The organism is Megasphaera sp. AM44-1BH (genome assembly GCF_003467125.1).
In the GTDB taxonomy this organism is placed as follows: domain Bacteria; phylum Bacillota; class Negativicutes; order Veillonellales; family Megasphaeraceae; genus Megasphaera.
In genome coordinates this window covers 17399-33178 of the sequence record NZ_QSFA01000014.1, presented here as the reverse complement: position 1 = coordinate 33178, position 15780 = coordinate 17399, and the positions used below count along the sequence as shown (strand labels likewise).

At 48.2% G+C, this 15780-nt stretch carries 22 protein-coding genes; 19 read left to right on the top strand and 3 right to left on the bottom strand.

Annotation, left to right across the window (positions count from 1 at the left end):
- Positions 1–94: 94 nt before the first annotated feature.
- The 10 genes from DW949_RS09710 to DW949_RS09665 all read left to right on the top strand — a co-directional run bounded on the left by DW949_RS09710 (position 95) and on the right by DW949_RS09665 (position 5806).
- Positions 95–643, top strand: coding sequence for a TetR/AcrR family transcriptional regulator C-terminal domain-containing protein (locus DW949_RS09710; protein ID WP_074739854.1), 549 nt, complete (start codon positions 95–97; stop codon positions 641–643).
- A 135-nt stretch (positions 644–778) separates the two neighbouring features.
- Positions 779–1105 carry a cupin domain-containing protein gene (locus DW949_RS09705; RefSeq protein ID WP_022487520.1) on the top strand — a complete coding sequence of 109 codons (327 nt, stop codon included), beginning with the start codon at positions 779–781 and terminating at the stop codon, positions 1103–1105.
- Between the two features lie 75 nt (positions 1106–1180).
- Entirely contained in the window at positions 1181–1825 is a 645-nt protein-coding gene (locus DW949_RS09700; protein ID WP_118023022.1) for a flavodoxin family protein, read from the top strand.
- 28 nt (positions 1826–1853) lie between these two features.
- Positions 1854–2357 (top strand): flavin reductase, encoded by a 504-nt coding sequence (locus DW949_RS09695; RefSeq protein ID WP_118023021.1) that lies wholly within the window; start codon positions 1854–1856, stop codon positions 2355–2357.
- 166 nt (positions 2358–2523) lie between these two features.
- On the top strand, positions 2524–2934 hold the full coding sequence (locus tag DW949_RS09690) for a hypothetical protein (protein ID WP_118023020.1): 411 nt from the start codon (positions 2524–2526) through the stop codon (positions 2932–2934).
- A 142-nt stretch (positions 2935–3076) separates the two neighbouring features.
- Positions 3077–3439 carry a (deoxy)nucleoside triphosphate pyrophosphohydrolase gene (locus DW949_RS09685; RefSeq protein ID WP_233539572.1) on the top strand — a complete coding sequence of 121 codons (363 nt, stop codon included), beginning with the start codon at positions 3077–3079 and terminating at the stop codon, positions 3437–3439.
- Positions 3381–3593 carry an N-6 DNA methylase gene (locus DW949_RS09680; RefSeq protein ID WP_199595843.1) on the top strand — a complete coding sequence of 71 codons (213 nt, stop codon included), beginning with the start codon at positions 3381–3383 and terminating at the stop codon, positions 3591–3593. Before DW949_RS09685 ends, DW949_RS09680 begins: the two co-directional genes overlap by 59 nt.
- A 273-nt stretch (positions 3594–3866) precedes the next feature.
- Positions 3867–4331 carry a recombinase gene (locus DW949_RS09675; RefSeq protein ID WP_199595842.1) on the top strand — a complete coding sequence of 155 codons (465 nt, stop codon included), beginning with the start codon at positions 3867–3869 and terminating at the stop codon, positions 4329–4331.
- 74 nt (positions 4332–4405) lie between these two features.
- Complete coding sequence (locus DW949_RS09670; protein ID WP_118023019.1) at positions 4406–4987, top strand: TetR/AcrR family transcriptional regulator; 582 nt, start codon at positions 4406–4408, stop codon at positions 4985–4987.
- A 60-nt stretch (positions 4988–5047) separates the two neighbouring features.
- Positions 5048–5806 (top strand): SDR family NAD(P)-dependent oxidoreductase, encoded by a 759-nt coding sequence (locus tag DW949_RS09665; protein WP_118023018.1) that lies wholly within the window; start codon positions 5048–5050, stop codon positions 5804–5806.
- A gap of 389 nt (positions 5807–6195) precedes the next feature.
- On the opposite strand, the gene DW949_RS09655 is transcribed toward DW949_RS09665, so the two are convergent.
- Entirely contained in the window at positions 6196–7092 is an 897-nt protein-coding gene (locus DW949_RS09655) for a LysR family transcriptional regulator (protein WP_199595841.1), read from the bottom strand.
- A 191-nt stretch (positions 7093–7283) separates the two neighbouring features.
- On the opposite strand from DW949_RS09655, the gene DW949_RS09650 reads away from it, so the two are divergent.
- The 8 genes from DW949_RS09650 (at position 7284) to DW949_RS09615 (ending at position 13923) form a co-directional block, all read left to right on the top strand.
- The gene (locus tag DW949_RS09650) at positions 7284–8129 is read left to right on the top strand and encodes an aldo/keto reductase (RefSeq protein ID WP_118023016.1); all 846 of its coding nucleotides are present in this window, start codon (positions 7284–7286) and stop codon (positions 8127–8129) included.
- 23 nt (positions 8130–8152) lie between these two features.
- Positions 8153–8530 carry a carboxymuconolactone decarboxylase family protein gene (locus tag DW949_RS09645; RefSeq protein WP_118023015.1) on the top strand — a complete coding sequence of 126 codons (378 nt, stop codon included), beginning with the start codon at positions 8153–8155 and terminating at the stop codon, positions 8528–8530.
- Positions 8527–10167: a carboxylesterase/lipase family protein gene (locus DW949_RS09640; protein WP_118023014.1), complete on the top strand. Its 1641-nt coding sequence runs from the start codon at positions 8527–8529 to the stop codon at positions 10165–10167. Before DW949_RS09645 ends, DW949_RS09640 begins: the two co-directional genes overlap by 4 nt.
- A 16-nt stretch (positions 10168–10183) precedes the next feature.
- Positions 10184–10834, top strand: a complete 651-nt coding sequence (locus DW949_RS09635) for a flavodoxin (RefSeq protein ID WP_118023013.1) — start codon at positions 10184–10186, stop codon at positions 10832–10834.
- Positions 10835–10856: 22 nt separating this feature from the next.
- Entirely contained in the window at positions 10857–11897 is a 1041-nt protein-coding gene (locus tag DW949_RS09630) for an aldo/keto reductase (RefSeq protein WP_118023012.1), read from the top strand.
- A 302-nt stretch (positions 11898–12199) separates the two neighbouring features.
- Entirely contained in the window at positions 12200–12535 is a 336-nt protein-coding gene (locus DW949_RS09625) for a tyrosine-type recombinase/integrase (RefSeq protein WP_233539571.1), read from the top strand.
- A gap of 301 nt (positions 12536–12836) precedes the next feature.
- Positions 12837–13316 carry a low molecular weight protein-tyrosine-phosphatase gene (locus tag DW949_RS09620; protein WP_118023011.1) on the top strand — a complete coding sequence of 160 codons (480 nt, stop codon included), beginning with the start codon at positions 12837–12839 and terminating at the stop codon, positions 13314–13316.
- A complete protein-coding gene (locus DW949_RS09615; RefSeq protein WP_233539568.1) occupies positions 13306–13923 on the top strand; it encodes a class I SAM-dependent methyltransferase in 618 nt (205 codons plus the stop codon). Before DW949_RS09620 ends, DW949_RS09615 begins: the two co-directional genes overlap by 11 nt.
- A gap of 88 nt (positions 13924–14011) precedes the next feature.
- Here the strand turns inward: DW949_RS09615 and DW949_RS09610 are convergent, their stop codons facing one another.
- Both DW949_RS09610 and DW949_RS09605 read right to left on the bottom strand, forming a co-directional pair.
- Positions 14012–14188 carry an autotransporter outer membrane beta-barrel domain-containing protein gene (locus DW949_RS09610; RefSeq protein ID WP_118023010.1) on the bottom strand — a complete coding sequence of 59 codons (177 nt, stop codon included), beginning with the start codon at positions 14186–14188 and terminating at the stop codon, positions 14012–14014.
- Between the two features lie 229 nt (positions 14189–14417).
- Complete coding sequence (locus DW949_RS09605; protein WP_118023009.1) at positions 14418–15200, bottom strand: dioxygenase; 783 nt, start codon at positions 15198–15200, stop codon at positions 14418–14420.
- A 320-nt stretch (positions 15201–15520) separates the two neighbouring features.
- Here DW949_RS09605 and DW949_RS09600 point away from each other — a divergent pair, with 320 nt between their 5' ends.
- Entirely contained in the window at positions 15521–15772 is a 252-nt protein-coding gene (locus tag DW949_RS09600; protein ID WP_118023008.1) for a TM1266 family iron-only hydrogenase system putative regulator, read from the top strand.
- Positions 15773–15780 lie beyond the last annotated feature (8 nt).

Genomic DNA, 15780 nt, shown 5'->3' with positions numbered 1-15780 from the left:
CACCGCCTAAAGAGGCGGGAGACTTCTTGCAGAATCAGGTTAAATTATATTTGATTGTAATCATATTTCATCCATGAATGAAGGGGAGACTTTTATGATTGAACGGCCTACCACGAAGCAGTTATTGGCTGCTTCCCTCATTGAACTTGCTGGGAAGAAATCCGTTGACAAGATTTCGGTCAAAGAAATTGTCACCAACTGCGGCATGACAACGACAACCTTTTATAATCATTTTGCGGATAAATATGTACTACTGGCTTCTATCTATAACAAAGAAATTGAGCCGGCTTTCAGCCAACTCGGCAGCAAAATCATCTGGCGTGATGCGTTGCGCATATTCTGCACTACCCTTTCGGATAAACAGTCATTTTTTCTAAATGCGTTGAAAAACACATCAGGGCAGACCTCCTTCCGCTATGCGACTAATGACTACGCCATCGATTTACTGCGTGAACGCCTGCGTATTTTAGGTAAAGAAGATGCACTTCCTATAGAAATCGATTTTTTGGCTAAGTACTATATGCGTTCTATCTCTGAGATGATTCAGGACTGGTTTATTGGTGGGCAAAAAATTCCTCTCGATAATTTTATCGAACTACTTGTCCTCGCCATGCCAGAACCATTAAAGAAGCGTCTGCTTTAATGGCAGGTTGGCATTCTGCACAAAATGACAAGTTCGTTTAGAAACACACGATTTTCTAACGGGATTCCGCCTTCCTTTCGTGCTATAATAATTCAGTTGAAAAAAACAAGAAACCTACTCAGGAGGATTATCCATATGTCTGTTTTTCCAGAAATCATCCGCCATGTTCCACAACGTGACTATGGTATAGAAGGGCTGACGGTTCGCGTGGACCATACGTCTACAGGCACGGTCTACTTCGTCAGTGCGGAAAAAGAAGTCCATTTCCCAGAGCATGCCCATGCGGAACAGTGGACAATTGTTGTCAGCGGTAAATGCCTGTTGACAATGGATGGCGCAACCAGGACGTATCAGCAGGGCGATACATACGTCATCCCAGGCAATAAGAAACATCAAATCACACTTTGCGCTGGCTATGCGGAAGTCGATTACGTCGACGATCCGTGTGACGGCGAAGCATAATCTATTTTTGCGCGGCCTGCGGTTATGAGTACATTGGCGATATCAATAAAAAATCATAGAGGAGGAGAGATTCCTATGAAAAAGATACTGATACTGAATGGTGGCCCCCGGAAGAACAACAACACTGCAAAACTCCTGGCATCTGCCAGGGAAGGTGCTGTTTCTGCCGGAGCCAGCGTCGAGACAATTGACTTATATAATCTGAACTTTACCGACTGTCGCAGCTGCCTGGCATGTAAGAATAAAAAGATTGCCGTGCCTTGGAAATGCTATTGGAAGGACGGCTTGACGGAAACGCTGGAGAAAGTCTATGAGGCAGATGCAATTATCATCGGCTCGCCAATTTACTTCGGGGAACCAACGGGCGAGGTCCGTTCCTTTATGGTCCGCTCGACCTTTCCGGCACTATCCTATGATGATTATAAGAGCACGTTTACGGGAAAGATCGATGTCGGCATTATCCTTACGATGAATGCAGACCAGAACTACTACGATGAGCACTACAAACCGTGCATGGAAGAATACTTCTGGCCGTTCCATTTCCTGAACGGGAAAACGGAAATACTGGCTTCCTGCGATACGCTGCAGGTACCGGATTACAGCCGATACCGTATGGCATCGTGGGATGAAACGAAAAAGAAAGCGCATCACGCCGGGCAATTCCCGAAAGACCTGCAGGCGGCCTTTGATCTTGGAAAGAGACTGGCCAGCCAGCAGTAACTGTTTTGTTGTGAAAGGATAAACTTTTATGAATACGAAAGATTTTCAGCCAGAGATTTTCAAACTCTTTGATGACCAGTGGGGCATCCTGACCGCCGGCGATAAAGACGCCTTCAATTCGATGACGATTAGCTGGGGTATGCTGGGAACACTCTGGTGTATGCCTCACAAGGGGAAGAATGTCTGCGCAGTATTTGTCAATCCGGCGCGTTATACGTATGGTTTCATGGAAAAGAGCGACTACTACACTGTCTCTTTCTTTGACAACAAGAAGTATCAGAAAGCTCTCGGTATCATGGGAAGCAAATCCGGCCGGGATATGGATAAAGCAAAGGCCAGTGGTCTCACCCCAAAATATCTGGAGCATGGCGTGACCTACGAAGAAGCAGAGATTACTTTTGTCGTCCGGAAAATCTACCGCCATGAGCTTCAGCTGGGGCAAATGCCAGCGGATGTCATCGAGGGATTCTATACCAAAGGCCGTGTGCCGCACACGATGTATATCGGAGAAATCATCGAGACCATCCGGTAAATCCCGGCTATCAACCCTATAAGCTTCACATAATCATAAGCTCCCTTTTCTGTTATAATTATAGGGGAAATTTCACCTACAAAAATTACGGTGTAGGAATCATAGCCTTTTACGGCTTTGAGAGGGTCTGGAAAATCTAATTGGAAAAATCGTCAAGATAAAACCAATGGTCATCCGTTCTGAAACCGGGGATATCAATATGGACTCCGTCGGGACCACCTATGGGACCGGGGGAGTCAATGTAGGGTATTTTAAATCCAAAGGGACCCAGATCTCCAAAATGGCCAGGGAAGCAGCCCCGCCAAGAAAAAGAAATACGAATACCGATATTTTGGGCGGAATTTTCCTGGGCTTCTTCCTGGGAGTGCTGTTCGGGCTGGCTGTTCTCTGGAACGGACACAAAGACCTGGCGGCCGGCCTTTTCTGGGCAATGTTGGGAATTGGCTTTGTGTACGGCTGTTTTCTGGCAGGGAAGGATGAAACTTGGAATGACAAGGTATGGCCGAAAGTCTATGCTGGCTGGCAGCATACCTGGATCTGCACCCGGTGTGGGAAACGTTTTTCCATCCATGATTGAAGTAGGGGATGGGAAGCTGGGTTTGAAGGGGACTTCCATTATGGATTTCCCCTCCTTGTTGTCCTGAAAATTACACAGCGTTCATGGTATAATAAAACATAATATAACCATGGGGGGGGAAGAGAAGATGGATTTGAAAACGGTGCAAGTTGTGACAGCGCTGATCATCAACCAGAATAAAGTCTTCGCCACCCAACGGGGCTATGGGGAATTTAAAGATGGCTGGGAATTCCCTGGGGGAAAGATCGAGCCTGGAGAAACGCCGGAAGAGGCCCTCAAACGGGAAATCCAGGAAGAACTGGCCACAGAGATCCAGGTGGAACAGCCTCTCACCACTGTTGAATACGACTACCCCACCTTCCATCTTTCCATGCAGTGCTTTCTTTGCAAAGTAGAACGGGGCAATTTGACTTTATTGGAACACGAAGCTGCTAAGTGGCTTTCCTATGATGAATTGGATGAAGATGGGGTATATCTTCGAAGACCTGATTCGCCGTTTTTCTGAAAATGCCGAAGCCGGGGACCATTATACCGGCCGGGACATTATTAAACTGATGGTCAATATCCTTTTGGCCGAAGGCTGTGAAGATATCTTTGATGACGGAAAAGTCATCACTATCCTGGATGAAGCCGTCATCGAAATGATACGAGCCGCCTGATTCCCTCAGACGGTTCTTTCGTTACATAATCTCAAAAACAGCGTAATCAAAGTGTTCCTGTACATTTCACGGTGTGCAGGAGTTTTTTTATGTCTTGGCGGAAATTTCGATGCTGTTTCCAGCACGGCATACAGTTCAAGCGGTGGGGTTCAAAGCTGAAAATCTCTCCTAACCGTTAAACGATGCATACCCTATTGTGTAACCCAAAAGGATGCAATAACGATGTGTCAGGCATAGTTCGTTATCCGCAAACTGAAAGAAAAAGGAATCGGCGTGTACTTCGAGAAAGAAAACATCTTCACGCTGGATTCCAAGGGCGAGGAGATTGTTACCAACGCAACTCTCGTCCGGCAGACGCTCTGCGACACCACGGAGTTGGAGCGCGAGAAAGCCGCCTTGGGGCAGGAACTGGCGGTGTTGGTGGAGATGACGCAGAACTGCATTGCCGAGAACGCAAGAATTGCCCAAGACCAAGGGGAGTATCAGAAACGCTACAACGGCTTGGTGGAGCGGTACGAGACGGCCAAGTCACGGTTCGATGAGGTGACGGAGGCCATCGCAGAGCGGTCAGCCAAGAGCGAGAGGCTGGCGGGATTCATCAAGACGCTCCGAGCGCAGAAGGAGCTGCTGGAAGAGTTCGACGAGCGGCTGTGGGGCTGCATGGTGGATTATGTGACGGCGGGCGCGGATGGCGGCATGACGGTGGTGTTCTGGGATGGGACGGGGATGCGGGGGTAAAAATGTAAAATACATTTCCCAATATTTATAGAGAACACTTGACAATTACTGAATGAACATTTATTATTAACACCATGAGAACAATCGATGAAGAGAAACGCAACAAAATCGTTCAGGCTGTCTTTGATATTGTAACGGAGGAAGGGTTAGCAGGACTGACCTTTTCCAAGATTGCCAAAAGGGTCAAGGTCAGTACCGCAACGGCTTATGTCTACTTTGAAAACAAGGAGGACATGATTTCAAAGATATATATTGATGTCAAGCAGCTTTTTGATGAGGGGCTGAAAGAAAGTATTGAGCAAGGCACAACTATGCGTGAACGCCTGTTCCATTGTGTCTTTCATTTTGTCCGGAGATTCTGCGAGCATCCTCGTGAGGCCAATTTTGTCCTAGCCTTGCAGGACAATCCTGAGTATCTGTCAGAGGAAGCTACAAAAGTCGCCGAGTATTACACCAAGCCTATGCTGGTTCTGTATGAGGAGGCACTGAGCCAAAGGCTTTTGAAAGCACAGAACGTCAGCGAGATTAACGCATTCCTGTTTGCCCCCATACTCTGGCTTATGAAAGAGTATGATTTGCAAAAGAAGCCATATTCGGCTGATGATTTTAAGCCATTGATTTGGGTTAGTGTAGATTCCATATTGAATAACCGCTGAAAAATGCGGTTATTCTTTAGTATAATAAGTGAATGATTGTTTAATAAAGGGGGAACAAAAATGGAAGCTAAGTCAAGGAAAACAGTAATTATCACTGGAGGGACAACAGGAATCGGTAAGGCAACTGCGATAAAATTTGCCGAAAACAACTATAATGTTGTCATTACGAGCCGTGATGCAAGAAAAGAAACGGTTGTAAAAAATGAATTCAAGGCGAAAGGACTGGAAGTAGATTTCCAGGTATTGGATGTCAGAAACGAAGGACAAGTAGAGGCCCTGATAAAAGAAACGGTTGCCAAATATGGGAAATTAGATGTTATGGTCAATAACTCCGGAATCTCTTTAGGAAATGCTGTATTGGCAGAAACCGAATCGGATGATTTGAAACAAATGCTTGATACGAATGTAATGGGTGTCTACTATGGAATGAAATATGCGATAAAAGAAATGCTAAAAACAAATGGCGGCTCTATTGTAAACCTAGCCTCCATCGCGGGACTTAATGGGTTATACGCAACGGCGCAATATAACGCGACCAAACATGCGGTGGTCGGTCTGACGAAAGGGGCAGCCATTGATTATGCACAGCAGGGAATACGTATCAATGCAGTAGCACCGGGAGCCATCAAAACGGATATCCTGCAAAATGCTATTGATGCTGGGACTTACGATGTATCAGGCATAGAAGCGATTCATCCTATGAACAGATTAGGAAGACCGGAAGATATTGCAAATGGAATTTTCTTCCTTGCATCCGATGAGAACAAATTTATTACGGGAGCTATCCTAAGTATTGATGGCGGATATAATGCCAAATAAATAGCTAAGCAGTAAACACAACTGTGGGGAAGGTTGGCGATGCCTTTCCTGTTGTTGTGTTGCATTTCATTTCTGCGAGATGCGATTTTTGACGAAAAGATTATGTGGATTATTGAGCATACCAATAAGTGGTTAGTTGGTGGAATCTACGAGGATGTGTCGCGATAGTAACAGACCTAGCCTGTGGCAGAATTCGACGAGCGGCTGTGGGGCTGCATGGTGGATTATGTGACAGTGGGCGTGGATGGCGGCATGACCGTGATATTTAGGGATGGGACGGGGATGAAAGTATAAAATAGCATATAAATTGTATATGCGGCATTTGTTGTCTCGCCACAAAGCAGGAATCTTGCAGTATAGCAAGTTCCTGCTTTTTCATCATACTGTTTTTACCTACCCATCACTCGCTCCATGATGTGGATAAATTCCATAACGTGCTCCGTCGGATCTTTGGCGTACAGGATTCCATAGGGGACGGCATATTCCTTGCCCCAATCGCAAGTGAGCGTGACCAAGGCCGGATGGATTCCGTCCCAAAGGTCAACGGAAATCATTGGTCGCCCGGTGTTTTCCGCATAGTTAAACACATTGAAATCATATGGTGGGACATCATGGATATGGATTTGCGGATGATTTTCCTCAATCTCATCGCGCAAGTTGTCGATATAGGATGTATCGCCGCGCTCCACCATGAGGATGGTTTCGCCATATAAATCCGTAAGCGTTATATGCTTACGACCGGCCAAGGGATGGTTGACCGGCACGGCGACCGCCAATGGTATCTGCCGCAAAGTCAAGGCATTGCAACGATTTTTCCAAAGTGTGGAAGGGAATATCCCTGCGATGATGTCAACATCGTTGTCTTTGTTGCCAAGCAATTCAGGTCGGTTATTTTTGCTGTCGTCCATTGGCACAATTTGCAGCCTGATGAGCGGATGCGCCGCGCTGACGGCCAGCCATAGATTGACGATGGGGCGGGCAGGACACATGAGCGAGCTGCCGAGCCGTATCGCGTGCTGTTTTCCTGCCCCAAGGGTGTGGGCGGTTGCCACAGCCTGTTCGGAAATCTGTATGATGCGGCGGGCATCTCGGTAGATGCTCTTGCCCGCTTCGGTCAGCGCAATGCCGTGATTGGTGCGCGAAAAGAGTGTCAGTTCCAGTTTTGCCTCCAACAAGTTGATTTGCTTGATGAGGGCATTGGGCGAGATGAACAGCTTTTCCGCCGCCTTGGTGAAGCTGCCGCAGTCTGCTGCCATCAGGAATGCGTCCAGATGCTTGTTATACATTGCTGCCTCCTGCATGAACCTTTGGGTTAATACCATGTTAGCAAATTGCGACTTCCGTTGCAAGGGATTTTGTCTTAAAATGGCCTTGCAAGCAGGAAGTTGCGGCAAAATCGGAAAAGACATGGCAACAAAGAGCATTCGAGGATGCCACGGTATGCTTTTGACAGCCATCGACAATAGGGGGCAAGAAAATGGAATATACCATGCTGAACAATGGCGTCAAGATGCCGCTTTTGGGTTTTGGTGTCTACATGATGACCGACCTTGAGGAATGCGAAAAAAGTGTTCTCCATGCCATTGAAACGGGCTATCGACTGTTGGACACATCCTCGGCCTATTTTAACGAAGAGGCTGTGGGGAGAGCCATCAAAAAAAGCGGCATCCCGCGCGAGGAGTTGTTTGTCACTACCAAGCTGTGGATTCAGGACGCAGGATACGAGAACGCCAAGGCCGGATTTGAGACATCGCTCCAAAAACTTGGCTTGGATTATCTTGACTTATACCTTATCCATCAGCCATGCGGGGATTGTTACGGCTCTTGGCGCGCCATGACGGAACTGTATCAGGAAGGGCGTATACGAGCGATTGGCGTATGCAATTTCAACAGCGACCGCCTCGTGGACTTCGTCATGAACAATGAACTCCCTCCCGCCATCAACCAAGTGGAATTTCATCCCTACTTTCAACAGAAGAAAGCAGAGGAAATAATGCGGGAATACGATGTGCAGATGGAGGCATGGAGTCCGTTGGGACACGGCGGCAAGGGAATCCTCGAAAATGACGTGTTGGTTTCCATTGGCAAACGATACGGAAAGACTCCGGCGCAAATCATTTTGCGCTGGGATATAGAGCGAGGTATAGCCACAATTCCCAAATCAGTCCGCAAGGAGCGCATTGAGGAAAATTTTGATGTATTTGATTTTCATTTGACGACAGAGGAAATTACGGCGATTGACCAACTGGACAGAAATGACCACATTGCCGATTTGACGGATGTGGAACTTATCAAAAAGCTGAACCAGTTGAAAGTAAGATAAAAATTTTTATGGAGGTTACAGAAATGGAACAGAACAATAACAACAAGCGGAAAGCGGTGAAGGTCGTGCAGACGGCGGGACGCGATATGTTGGGAGATATTGCGCCGGAGTTTGCTCGGCTCAATGACGACGTTTTGTTTGGCGAAGTTTGGTCGCGAAACGATAAGCTGTCCCTGCGTGACCGTTCGATGGTTACGGTAGCCACGTTGGTGGCCAAGGGGATGGGCGATACCTTTGCTTGCCAGTACCAGATGAAGGAAGCCAAGAAAAACGGCATTACGGCAGAAGAAATGGCAGAAATCTTCACACATCAGGCATTTTATGCCGGTTGGCCGAATGTGTGGGCGGCCTTCAACTCCATGAAAAAGGCGTATGTCGAGGAAAGCGGAGATACGAAATGAATAAGAAATTTTTGACCCACCTAAAGAAAACTTTAGCGGTCGCAGTGGCGGCGATTTGGCTTTTCTCCCCGGCAGTGATGACCGAACAAAATCATGTGGTGTATGCCGCCGAAACTCAAGCGGCGGTTAGCCAAAGCGTATTAGCGAATACGGAAAACGGACAGGTTCGCGGCTTTATGGCAAACGGCATCAGTTACTATCGCGGCATTCCCTATGCCAAACCGCCGGTGGGAGAACTGCGTTGGCGACCGCCGGTCAAGGCCGATAACTGGCAGGGTGTGTTGGACGCAACCCAATACAAGAGCGAAGCCGCACAGACCGATTATTTGGGTGTTTTTGCCACGGCAGGCGGCTCGGAGGATTGCTTGTATCTCAATGTAGCCGTGCCGAATAAAAAACCGGGCGACCCGGAGAAACTGCCGGTATTTGTCTGGATTCACGGCGGCGCATTGGTGGTAGGCGCGGGCAGTGATTACGACCCGACGCTTTTGGCAAAAGAGGGACGCGCCGTAGTGGTGACGATAAACTATCGCCTCGGCGTATTCGGCTACTTTGCCCATCCGGCCATTGACGCGGAAGACCATGCCAAAATCAATTACGGCGTGATGGATCAGATTGCGGCGTTGGAATGGGTGCAGAGAAATATTGAAAACTTTGGCGGCGACCCGGACAATGTAACCATTTCGGGAGAATCCTCCGGCGGGCAGAGTTCGCAAATCCTGATGGCCAGCCCGAAGGCCAAAGGCTTGTTCAAAAATATCATCGCCATGTCCGCCCCGGTCATGTACGCCAACGGCCATTCCGTTTCGCCGGAACAGGCCGAGGAACGCGGTATAGGTTTGGCCAAGGCAGCAGGGCTGAACAATGCCACTGCCGAACAGCTTCGTGCACTGTCCACGGAAGAGATTTTAGCCTTGGAGAATAACTATTTGCTGGACGGCATCATCACCAGAGATGGCGAGTATGTCCCTACCAGTATCGCCGAAGCCTTCCAAGCGGGACGTGTCAACGGTGAGCGGCTGGGGATTGGCAATGTGCAAAATGAAGGCTCTTTCTTTGCCGCCTTGACGGAGAGTGCCGCCGGAAAACCGATGGACGAGGTCGCTTATCGCGACAATTTGGAAGCCTTGGAGAAACAGTATGCTCTGCCGGGATTTGCAGACAAGGTGATGCAGGAATACCCCGCTTCCGATTACGGCAGTCCGGCCGAGGCTTATGCCCAAGTCATCACGGACAGTTGGTTCGCCGCGCCGATTTATCGGATTGCCGACTCCCTTGATAACCAAATCAAAGTCTATTACTACGAGTTCAGCGACCCGACTTGCCCCAAGTATGTGACAACGGACTTTGCGCAGGGTACGGCGCACACCTACGAACTGCCCTATCTGTTTCCCGGTTTCCACGGCTCTTCCGACCTCAGCACCGACCTCAATAAAAAGCAACAGAAGGTTGCCAAGGAAATGGTCAAGTTGTGGACGGGTATGTCCGAGGTGGACAGGCGGGGCATTTGGGAGCGTTTTGACAGCGACCGCGCCCAGTATCTGAAACTTGGTCAAGGCAAGCCGCAGATGATGGACATGAAAGACTATAGAGAACGCCATCACTTTGATTTTTGGCAAAACATCCGACTGTATTGAAGAGAAGGAGCTGTCAATGAATTTGCGTAGAGCCAAATTTGTCGCTGCATTTGTTGTGGTGGGGGTGCTTGTCGTCTTTGGCATTACCTTCACGGCAAGCCCCACGCCAAAAAGGCTGTCCACAGCGGCAAACAAGGAGGAATCTGTCGTGACCAAAGAGAAAAAAATACTGGTGGTCTGTTACTCGTTTTCCTGCGGCAATACCCGAAAGATTGCCAAACAACTGCAAGTGGCCTTAAATGCCGATTACGCAGAGATAGAACCCGTTACCCCATACCCTCCGTATGGCGGTTGGGATAGCGAAGTGACCCGCCAAGGGCAATGGGAAGTAGAAGCCGGCTATCAACCGGAGATTAAGCCGCTGACGGTCAATGTGGCAGATTACGATGTGATTGCGGTGGGAACTCCCACTTGGTGGTTTCGGATGGCACCGCCCATGCTCACATTTCTGCACTCGCAGGATTGGACGGGGAAGACCGTTATTCCCTTTATGACCCACGGCGGCTGGCCGGGTCATGTGATAGCGGACATCAAGACAATCTGCGCCGGGGCAAAGTTTGCTCCCGACATGGAAATACAGTTTGACTCCCAAGGCGGAGCCGATATGCTTACCGACCAAGCGGAAATAGATGCTTGGATAGATAGTGTGAAGAAATATTTGCAATAAAATCGGGAAAGGAAGGGTTGACATGGAATACAGGAAACTGGGAAATTCTGATTTGAATGTGTCCCGCATTTGTCTTGGTTGCATGGGTTTCGGCGATGCCAAAACGGGACAGCACAGTTGGACGGTGGACGAGGAAACGAGCCGTAGTATCATCAAGCGGGCTTTGGATTTGGGCATCAATTTCTTCGATACCGCCATCGTTTATCAGAATGGCACAAGCGAGGAATATGTGGGGCGAGCCTTAAAGAATTTTGCCAAACGGGAAGATGTGGTCGTGGCGACGAAGTTCCTGCCGCGCACGCCGCAAGAGATAGCGGACGGCGTGACGGGGCAACAACATATCGAAAAATCCCTTGACCTGAGCCTAAAGCATCTGGGCATGGATTATGTCGATCTCTACATTTATCATATGTGGGATTACCAAACCCCGATATATGACGTGTTGGGCGGACTGACAAAAGCCGTCAAAGCCGGAAAGGTGCGCTATATCGGTATCGCCAACTGCTACGCATGGCAACTGGCCAAAGCCAACGCCTTGGCGGAAAAAGAAGGATTCGCCCAATTCGTCTCCGTGCAGAACCATTACAATCTCCTGTTCCGTGAGGAAGAGCGAGAAATGGCCGGCTTGTGCGAGGAGGATAACATCGCCATGACGCCATACAGTGCCTTGGCCAGCGGTCGCCTTTCGAGAAAACCGGGAGAAACCACTAAAAGACTGACAGAGGATAGTTATGCCAAACTGAAATATGACGGTATGGCGACAGAGGACGAGAAAATCATCATGCGTGTCGCGGAGCTGGCCGATAAATATGCGGTGAGCATGACGGAAATTTCTTTGGCTTGGCTCTTAACCAAGGTAACTGCTCCCGTGGCCGGGGCAACGAAACTACATCATGTAGAGGGGGCAGCGAAAGCGGTTGATCTGAAGTTATCAGACGAAGATATTGTTTATCTGGAAGAACTGTACGTCCCTCATCCATTGGTGGGAGTTATGGCCCAAAATACCAGGGGAGCTGACAATAAAAAACAGGTATGGATGCAGAATGCGCCCAAGGAGCAGTGAGAAAGATGAGGAATAACGCCTCATAATTTACATCTGCCATGATTTGACGTAGAATTATATATAATATAATTCTACGTATCCTGCTTGTTTTCTACAGGGAACTGACATATGGCGCAAAAATTTCTGATTCGCTTTTCTCAAAAAGGCGCTGTCTTCATGGGACAGCGCCTTTTGCTATTCCCTATGGAGAACCGTACTATCAATGTAGATAAACAGCTTCAGCGGGATACAACAGGGAGACGCTATATTGTCTCTACTAAAACAAAGGCTGGGGCTAGGATGCTGCCAATCCCTTGGTAGCGATGCATTGGGAACATTATTTTGGCCGGGCCGTTAATAAATATAACCGGATTTATCGCTACCAACTGCCGACAATCACTCCTCATGTTTGTAGGCATACGTACTGTACCAACATGGCTCTTTCAGGGATAAGCGCCAAGACACTGCAATATTTGATGGGACACAGCGATATTTCTATCACACTTAATGTGTATACGCATATCAAATTCGATAATGCCCAGAAAGAAGTGGAACTTGTCCAGCAGCGGCAGCAGAAAGAAATGGAAAATGTACGCAAGGAATTAGAGCAGGTAGGCGCCATTCGGCCTAAAATCATACCTTTCAAGAATGAAGCGTAGGAAAAAGAATATGCGAAGAAGGACTTACGGTTTCAAGAGCTGTGGGTCCTTTTCTTTTATATAGCTTTTTTAGATGAAAGCCGGTATATTTTCTGCTACAATGGAACCATGCATTTTACGCAGAAAATTTTCACGGTAGTACGGTAGTCGCCTTTTACTACTGATTTTACTACGAATGGTGGCCGAGTTATGCCGGTTTATACTACTTTATGGAATATATGAGGTAAATTGCCTGGAGTGGGAAAACGCTATATAACGGCATTTAACGGCATATCTCGGCATAAGAAGGAGTGAAAATAAAGTGATCAGGATACTTTTCATTTGCCATGGCAATATCTGCCGATCGCCCATGGCGGAGTTTGTGTTCCGGCAGATGGCAGAACAAGAGGAAATGGCGGACCGGTTTGACGTGGCTTCGGCGGCTACGACGGATGAGGAAATCTGGAATGGCTGTGGCAATCCGGTCTATCCGCCGGTGGAACGGCTGCTCCGGGAGCACGGTATGAATCCCGATGGGAAGCGGGCTGTTCTGCTGACGGCTGAGGATTATAATTTTTATGATTATTTCATTGGCATGGATGATGAGAACCTGCGGGATATGGAGCGGATTTTTCACGGCGATCCGGATCATAAATGCTCGCTTCTCATGGATTATACGGAAAATCCCCGTCCCGTGGCCGACCCGTGGTATACGCGGGATTTCCAGCGGACCTGGAATGATGTCGATGAAGGCTGCCGGGGGCTGTTGGATACATTGAGAAACAGGGAAGATGATGACTGAAATGGACGAGCAGGAATGGGAGCATATACTGGGCATCCGGACGGCTGGCCGCGATGACAGCCGGTCTGACGGGGAGCATCATCCCTATGAACCAACGGATTATTGCGTGCTTGAGCGTCTGGCCAACAGTGGCTATATGGGAAAAAAGAATATGCTCATCGATTATGGCAGCGGCAAAGGGCGGGTCGGTTTCTTTCTGGCATATCAGACACGGTGTCATGCCATCGGGGTAGAGTATGACCGCCGTTTGTGGGAAAAGGCGATGTCCAATCGCTGTACGGCTGTATCGGGGCGCCGCGTGACTTTCGTCCTGACGGATGCAGCAGCATACGAGGTTCCGCCAGAAGCGGATTGTTTCTTTTTCTTCAATCCCTTTGGACTGCATACGCTGAAGCTGGTTCTAAAACAGATTTTTGATTCTTATTATCGTGCGCCGCGGACGATGCGCCTCTTTTTTTATTATCCGTACGAGAAAACAGAAGCGTTCCTGACACATCATAACGGACTTCTCGTTGAAGAACGTATGGACTGCCGTGACCTGTTTCCGGAAGACGATGACCGGGAACAGATTCTGGTCCTGCGTCTGCAACCGGATTTCCATGCCTGATGATACAGACATATACAAAACTCCCTCATATCATTGCCCGGACAGGCACGGTGTGAGGGAGTTTGCTATTTATCTATCCGAAAATGAATCAGAACTGCCAGTTGATGCCAATGTTGATTTGCCATTTCTTGTGCCAGTTGCTTCCAAAGGAGCGTTCGGCGTCGGCATAGAGATAGGTGCTGTCATTGGCGCGATATGTACCGCCGAAGCCGGTTTCGTACCAGGTGCTGCCGTAGTGGCTGGAGCGGTTCGATGAACAGGCCATGTCTGTTTAATTTCAGCGTCCTCGTTATCTATTTGTCATACTAAAGCTAATATCCAGCTGTTTTGTAATCATAACACTATGTGATTGCAGAACAGGATAAATTAATAATGAATTATAACAATATAGTAATAAATTATTGCTATATGAAATAACCAGACGGAACAAAGAAAAAGTCTTCTGCCGGATGCCTTTTGGGCATGCAGACAGAAGACTTTTTATGAATTCTCAATTAAAAACCAAAGATAAAGCCGGTCATGGCCATGGATCCAAGATTACATGTATTGTTAAATACGGCAACTGTTTCACCCTGTGCTACGCCCAAAGTCATCACAAGGGGAAGAAAGTGATCTGGTGTGGGGACAGCATAGGCGGCATCGGGATGAGAGGTGTAGTGGATGACGGCGTCATCATTATGATTCCGCACGGCCTGGATAATGTAGTCGTTGAAACGCAGTGTCTGAGGCGTGCCACCGGGGTTATTCCATTCGACGCGTCCCAGGTTGTGAACGACGTTGCCACTGGCAAAAATCAGATATCCCTGAGTACGCAGTGGCGCCAGTTTCTGGCCGAGGTCATACAGTTCCTGTGGCGATAGATCACGATTTACGGAGAGCTGGACGACGGGAATATCGGCGTCGGGGAACATGTGGACCAATATGGTCCATGTGCCGTGGTCGATGCCCCACTGGTCATTGACGGAAACAGCCGGCCCCAGAAGGTTTTGTACCGACCGGGTCAGAGTGGCATCGCCTGGTACGGGATAGGTGACCTGGTATAATTCTTCAGGAAATCCATACATGTCGTAGACCTGACGCGGCTGGGGCGCGCTCTGGATAAACGTACCGGACACATACCAATGGGCGGAAATAGCCAGGATGGCGCGGGGCGTGCCGTGGCGGGAGCAAATCTGGCCGCCGATGCGGCTCAGATTGCGGGTGATATCGTTGTGCTGAAGGGCCAGCATGGGACTGCCATGGCCGGAGAAGATGACGGGAAATGGTTGTTGTATCATAGACGGGACCTCTCTTTCACAAGGGATACGAAGAATATATTTACATTTTTTTATAGTATACGGGGCATTCTGAAAATATACAAGAGGAATTGAAAAAATCGATGACATATGTAGAAAATAATAGCCACAAACGGTGATATTTGGTATAATGAACTAAATACGTCATCCCAACGGATTTCCTGCGGGAGAACGTCATGCAAAAGCTGTCGTACTTTTCTGTAAAGGTATCCTGCACAGACGAGGCGAAAAGCACATTTTACACACTGCGTGTTTGTTGTCCTGTGCTTTTGGCATGGGACTTTTTTTATGAGGAGGTACATATGGAAACGAGAATTGCATTGATTGGTATTATCGTTGCAGACCGGAATGAGTCGGGAAAACTGAATGAAATCCTCCATGAGTACGGCGAATACATTGTCGGTCGTATGGGGGTCCCTTATAAGGATAAACATGTTAATGTCATCAGCATCATCGTCGATGCGCCACAGGATGTCATCAGTGCCCTGTCAGGAAAACTGGGTATGCTTCCTGAGGTGAGCACGAAGACGATTTATCCGCCGCTGCCGCAGTAGGGTGGTCC

Coding starts and splice junctions, on each gene's coding strand:
- DW949_RS09680 (WP_199595843.1), top strand. CDS start 3,381: ATGATGAATTGGATGAAGATGGGGTATATCTTCGAAGACCTGATTCGC.
- DW949_RS09665 (WP_118023018.1), top strand. CDS start 5,048: ATGGAAGCTAAGTCAAGGAAAACAGTAATTATCACTGGAGGGACAACA.
- DW949_RS09640 (WP_118023014.1), top strand. CDS start 8,527: ATGAATAAGAAATTTTTGACCCACCTAAAGAAAACTTTAGCGGTCGCA.
- DW949_RS09605 (WP_118023009.1), bottom strand. CDS start 15,200: ATGATACAACAACCATTTCCCGTCATCTTCTCCGGCCATGGCAGTCCC.
- DW949_RS09645 (WP_118023015.1), top strand. CDS start 8,153: ATGGAACAGAACAATAACAACAAGCGGAAAGCGGTGAAGGTCGTGCAG.
- DW949_RS09630 (WP_118023012.1), top strand. CDS start 10,857: ATGGAATACAGGAAACTGGGAAATTCTGATTTGAATGTGTCCCGCATT.
- DW949_RS09655 (WP_199595841.1), bottom strand. CDS start 7,092: ATGTATAACAAGCATCTGGACGCATTCCTGATGGCAGCAGACTGCGGC.
- DW949_RS09650 (WP_118023016.1), top strand. CDS start 7,284: ATGGAATATACCATGCTGAACAATGGCGTCAAGATGCCGCTTTTGGGT.
- DW949_RS09635 (WP_118023013.1), top strand. CDS start 10,184: ATGAATTTGCGTAGAGCCAAATTTGTCGCTGCATTTGTTGTGGTGGGG.
- DW949_RS09615 (WP_233539568.1), top strand. CDS start 13,306: ATGATGACTGAAATGGACGAGCAGGAATGGGAGCATATACTGGGCATC.
- DW949_RS09690 (WP_118023020.1), top strand. CDS start 2,524: ATGGTCATCCGTTCTGAAACCGGGGATATCAATATGGACTCCGTCGGG.
- DW949_RS09710 (WP_074739854.1), top strand. CDS start 95: ATGATTGAACGGCCTACCACGAAGCAGTTATTGGCTGCTTCCCTCATT.
- DW949_RS09670 (WP_118023019.1), top strand. CDS start 4,406: ATGAGAACAATCGATGAAGAGAAACGCAACAAAATCGTTCAGGCTGTC.
- DW949_RS09705 (WP_022487520.1), top strand. CDS start 779: ATGTCTGTTTTTCCAGAAATCATCCGCCATGTTCCACAACGTGACTAT.
- DW949_RS09600 (WP_118023008.1), top strand. CDS start 15,521: ATGGAAACGAGAATTGCATTGATTGGTATTATCGTTGCAGACCGGAAT.
- DW949_RS09695 (WP_118023021.1), top strand. CDS start 1,854: ATGAATACGAAAGATTTTCAGCCAGAGATTTTCAAACTCTTTGATGAC.
- DW949_RS09610 (WP_118023010.1), bottom strand. CDS start 14,188: ATGGCCTGTTCATCGAACCGCTCCAGCCACTACGGCAGCACCTGGTAC.
- DW949_RS09700 (WP_118023022.1), top strand. CDS start 1,181: ATGAAAAAGATACTGATACTGAATGGTGGCCCCCGGAAGAACAACAAC.
- DW949_RS09625 (WP_233539571.1), top strand. CDS start 12,200: ATGCATTGGGAACATTATTTTGGCCGGGCCGTTAATAAATATAACCGG.